At 70.4% G+C, this 5025-nt stretch carries 2 protein-coding genes and 5 pseudogenes; 6 read left to right on the forward strand and 1 reads right to left on the reverse strand.

Annotated elements, in window-relative coordinates; genetic code table 11:
- The coding region (locus UG55_RS44375; RefSeq protein WP_242425142.1) for a (Fe-S)-binding protein at nt 1-474 on the reverse strand (474 nt) is incomplete at both ends.
- Between the two features lie 1727 nt (nt 475-2201).
- On the opposite strand from UG55_RS44375, the pseudogene UG55_RS44380 reads away from it, so the two are divergent.
- From UG55_RS44380 to UG55_RS44410, 6 genes and pseudogenes are all read left to right on the forward strand, one after another.
- Nucleotides 2202-2540, forward strand: a pseudogene (locus UG55_RS44380) (NERD domain-containing protein); the annotation flags it as partial.
- Between the two features lie 5 nt (nt 2541-2545).
- Nucleotides 2546-2819 (forward strand): annotated as a pseudogene (locus tag UG55_RS44385) (NERD domain-containing protein); the annotation flags it as partial.
- Between the two features lie 1504 nt (nt 2820-4323).
- On the forward strand, nt 4324-4475 hold a 152-nt coding region (locus UG55_RS44395; RefSeq protein WP_242425143.1), incomplete at its 3' end, for an Hsp70 family protein.
- 1 nt (nt 4476) lies between these two features.
- Nucleotides 4477-4574, forward strand: a pseudogene (locus UG55_RS44400) (Hsp70 family protein); the annotation flags it as partial.
- A 1-nt stretch (nt 4575) separates the two neighbouring features.
- A pseudogene (locus UG55_RS44405) lies at nt 4576-4775 on the forward strand (Hsp70 family protein); the annotation flags it as partial.
- Between the two features lies 1 nt (nt 4776).
- Nucleotides 4777-5025, forward strand: a pseudogene (locus UG55_RS44410) (Hsp70 family protein); the annotation flags it as partial.

Below are 5025 nucleotides of genomic sequence, written 5' to 3' on the forward strand. Positions count from 1 at the left end.
TCACGCCGGCCTCGGACGGGAACGCCGACTCGATCATGACCTGGTAGCGGCGCATGTCGACGATGTGGTCGACGTGCTCGATGTCCACCGGGCACTGCTCGACGCACGCCCCGCAGTTGGTGCACGACCACAGGACGTCGGGGTCGATGACCCCGCCTTCCTCCTCCGTGCCGACGAGCGGGCGGTCGACCTGCGGCTGGCCGGGCTCGGGCACCCGGCCGAAGCCGGACTCGGGCACATGGTGCACGGCGTGCTTCTTGGAGGCGTCCTCGGAGACACCGGTGACCGCCTTCGACGCCTCCTCACCCTCCTCGGCGCCCTTGGTGGAGAGGAGGTAGGGAGCCTTCGCGAAGAGGTGGTCCCGCAGGTCCATGATCAGGATCTTGGGCGACAGCGGCTTGCCGGTGTTCCAGGCGGGGCACTGGCTCTGGCACCGCCCGCACTCGGTGCAGGTGGCGAAGTCGAGCATGGCCTNCCAGGAGAAGTCCNCGACCTTGCCGACACCGACGATCGGCTCGTCCTCCTCCATCAGCTTCTCGATGTCNGGAGTCGTGCCCAGCGGGCCCAGCGCCACCGGCTCGCGCTTCAGGATGACGTTGATCGGCGCGAGCCCGATGTGCAGGTGCTTGGAGTAGACCACGAGCACCAGGAAGCCCATGATGATCGCGATGTTGAGCAGCAGGAACGCGGTCTCGATGTCCTCGTTCGTGTGCNCGGAGAAGGCGCTGAGCGGCTCGCTGACCAGCCAGGACGCGAACGCCNACTTGGTGTCGCCCTGCGGGTGGGTGCCGGCGTNGAACTGCGCGCCACGCATGATCAGCAGGGTCACGATGACCAGGGTGATCATGCCGAGGATGACCCAGGCCGGGCCGATGTGGGAGCCGTAGAAGCGCGACTTGCGGTCCAGCCNGGCGGGGGCGTTACGCAGCCGGATGATGGTGAAGGTGAGCAGGCCCGCGAGGACGGCGACCGCGAAGAAGTCCTCCAGGAACCCGATGATCGCCCAGTCGCCGAACAGCGNGATGTGGAAGTCGTGGTCGAACAGGGCTCCGTAGGCCTCGACGATCGTCAGCCCGAGGATGGTGAAGCCCCAGAAGGTGAAGAAGTGCGCCAGTCCGGGCACAGACCACTTGAGGAGCTTGCNCTGTCCGCCGACCTCGCTGATCTCCGTCCAGATCCTGGTCGGCAGATCGTCGAGCCGCCCTTCGGCGGGCTGGCCGGATCTGATCAGCCTGGTGAGCCAGAAGACGCGGCGGCCGGCCACCGCGAGAGCGATCAGCGTGATCGCTCCACCGATCGCGATTCTCACAGGTCCTCCATCAGTCTTTGCTATCCCCGTGCTGCTGAGGTCTCCGTGCTNCCTGACGNCGCGGCGAGCCTACTCGTACCGGCCGGTAACTTGCTGATCCCGGCTACGGATCTACGGGCGGCCACCATTCCGAAGCCNTCCGCGACCACGACACGATGCGCGACAGCCGCCGGCCCGGCTCCGAGAAGCAAGACTCGCCGCGACCGTGCGACCGGCGACCACCGGAGTGACCAGAGACACGTCCGGATCACCGGTGACACTCCACCACATCTCCGACTCCCCACGACGGTGCNGGCTGGCCGATGCATGGCGTCGGCCCGGCCGTGCTTTCTCCGCCGCCNCCCCGAACCCTGCCACGACGTGGTCCGAGCGTCGCGGGATCGGGTTCCCGTTGGGCTGATCCTGCCCAACCCAACGGGGAGCCTGCTACTTTGAGTGGCAGGCAACCGCCAGAACCACGACTCTCCGCACTGTCCGCTCCCGTCCAGCCACNCCACGAGCCCCGACCAGGACCACTGGCGCCCTTTCCGGTCAGCGGCCCGGCGGCACGTGCCGCGGCGACCCGCCGAGCAGCGGCTCCCCAACCCGTGGATCATCCCGAGTGTCAATGTCAACTCTTGTGATGACCGCGGGTACCCGTCCAACATGGGTGGGTGCCCTGGTCCGGGCGGGCACGGTTTCATGCTGCGCCAGTCCGGGTGCGTGGCCGGCCGGCCGGCGATGNCGTCGCCAGGGCCGCCGGCGCGTCCCCGGGACGGGCCCGACGACGTTGATGACCCTGCGATCCATGGTGGGCACGATGGCGACAAGCACCAGGCCGGCGGCGAGCCGGGCCGGTCGGCCCGGCTTCTCTCAGCATACGGAGTATCTCCGGGCGCGCGAGAACCAGGCAATGGTCAGGCGTGACCGCATCGCCCGCGACGTACCCCGCGCGGCCGTCCGGGCGGCGATCGTCGGGTTGGGGCTCGGCCTCGTCATCGGCTTCGGGCTGAGCCTGCCCGGGCTCGGCGTCGCCGTGTTCGTGGCCCTGCTTGTGATCTGGCCGGGCGGCATGGCCATCGCCGCGTTCGGGGTCTCGCCGGATGTCGAGACCCTGCGCGAGGCCGCCGAGGCAGAGCGGAAGACCGCGCGCGCCATCTCCCGGTTGCGCCGGCACGGCTACGTGATCATGCATGACCGGGCGGTCCCCTACTCGCAGGCCACCATCGGGCACCTGCTGGTCGGCCCCGGCNGGGNGATGGTCCTCAGCAGCGACACCAACAAGGGAGTCGTCCGCTACACCAAGGGCGGCGCCGTCGTCGACGGCGAGTCCCTCAAGCCCGCGATCGACAAGACCGCCTGGCTGGGCGGCGAGGTGCGCAACCAGGTGCGGGCGGCGCTTCCCATGCTGAAGATCCCGAACTTTCCCATCCTGGTGATGGTCGAGGCCAGCGTCCTGTGGAAGGACGGCGCGGTCGAAGGCGTCACCGTCATCAACGTGAAGGACGTCGTCGACTACATCCGGCACAAGNCCGGTGTCCTCAACCCGGGGCAGGTCCAGCAGGTGGTCGCCGCCGCACNGCGACTGTTCCCGCCCTACTCGTCCAACCGGCTCGCCGAGCACGTCGTGGTGGACCGCGACCAGTGGCTCACCNTGATGGACGCGTTGCGCACCATCCGGGAGAGCGGCGGCGACGCGACCGCGATGCTCGACCGACTCGCGCAGATCGAGACCGACCTCGGCCGGCAGGCCGATCTCATCGACCGCGCCGGTCTGCCTTCGGCTCGCCCCGGCGAGCCGGGAGACGACTCCACGCCGGGACTCGGGGCGGGCACCTCCGCGGGGTCCGCCGATCTGCTCGGCGTTCCCGGGCCCGGGAACGCGCCGCCGCCCAGGGGGGCCCTCGGCCGGCCACGCGCCGGCCGCCGCGGCCGCGCTCTGGCCTCGGTGCGACCGGAGCGCGGCGAGCCCTCGGGGCGTCCCTCCGGTGGGCCCCTGCTCTCCAAGGGCGGCGCCCAGGGCCCGGCGGGGGCTGGTGGCGATCAGCCGGCCACGCCCGGTGAGCCCAACAGCGACGGCCGCGCGGGCCCGCCAGCGGGGCCGACCGCGGGCGAGTAGATCCCCAGAGACGGCAGCCGCCGGCGGCGGTCCGGCGACCGGTGGTCCGGCGACCGGCGGTCCGGCGACCGGCGGTCCGGCGACCGGCCTGACACCTCGGGGCGAGCCGTCGCCGCACCCGGCCGCGGTGGCCACCCAGGAACCGCGGCGGCCACCAGGAGCCGCGGCGGCGGGCAGGGACACTGACGGGTCTGCCGTCCAGCCGGGCCCCGCTCGCGCTCGCCCGCAGCCACCTCCCCGCCGCCGACCTCCCAGCCGCCGACCTCCCACGGCCACGCTCCGCAACGGCCGTTCTCCCACGGCCCCGCCTCGGCCCGGCGGGCGCTCGGGCATGGCCCGTCTGTTCGGGCGGTCAGCGCACCGCCCCGTCAAGGCCGTCATACCCGCCTGGGCGCCGTCTGCCCTGAGCGTGCCCGGCGCCGCGCGTCGGCAGGCGCGCGCCCGACAGCGCACAGGACAGACCGCGCACAGGACAGGCAGTGCACAGGACAGGCAGTGCACAGGACACGTGTACCNGGCTGGGCCGGTCTGATCCAGCGCGCGGCGCGGCCGTGCCCGCGCCGCGGCGCCGGGCGACTCGGACACCGACCTGCCACGCAGCGATGTGAACCTCACGTAAGGTGACCAACTGGACCTACGACTCCAGTAGCGGTACCGGCGAAGAAAATCTGAGTGGACAGGACTCAGGTTCGACGGGTTATCCTAGGTTCGTTCATCCTGAGCGGACCATACTCAAGTCGACTCCGGGCGCTTCACTCCGGATGCGAGGGGCACGCGGCCGAGCCCGATGCACTCGGGCACCACGGGTCGCGCGCACCACGTGCTTCGGCGCNNGAACCAGATCCGGGGCTCACACCAACAGAAGCGTCCCGCCGGCCTCCACCAGGCGGGGCACATGATCGAGAGGCATACAGACATGGCACGAGCGGTCGGTATCGACCTCGGCACCACGAACTCCGTCGTGAGCGTGCTGGAGGGTGGAGAGCCCACGGTGATCGCCAACGCCGAGGGCTCCCGGACGACTCCGTCTGTCGTGGCCTTCGCGAAGAACGGCGAGGTTCTCGTCGGNGAGGTCGCAAAGCGGCAGGCCGTGACGAACGTCGAGCGGACCATCCGCTCCGTCAAGCGCCACATGGGCACCGACTGGAAGATGACGGTCGACTCCAANGGCTTCACCCCCCAGGAGATCAGCGCCCGCATCCTGCAGAAGCTCAAGCGGGACGCCGAGGCATACCTGGGCGAGTCGGTGTCCGATGCCGTGATCACGGTCCCGGCCTACTTCGACGACGCCCAGCGCCAGGCGACCACGGAGGCCGGCACCATCGCGGGCCTCAACGTCCTGCGCATCGTCAACGAGCCGACCGCCGCNGCCCTCGCCTACGGCCTGGACAAGGGCGAGAAGGAGCAGACGATCCTGGTCTTCGACCTCGGTGGTGGCACGTTCGACGTGTCCCTGCTGGAGATCGGCGACGGGGTCGTCGAGGTCAAGTCGACCTCCGGTGACACCAAGCTCGGTGGTGACGACTGGGACCAGCGCATCACCGACCACCTGATCAAGACCTTCAACGGCCAGCACGGCGTCGACCTCGGCAAGGACAAGATGGCGCTCCAGCGTCTG

Source organism: Frankia sp. EI5c, assembly GCF_001636565.1.
In the GTDB taxonomy this organism is placed as follows: domain Bacteria; phylum Actinomycetota; class Actinomycetes; order Frankiales; family Frankiaceae; genus Parafrankia.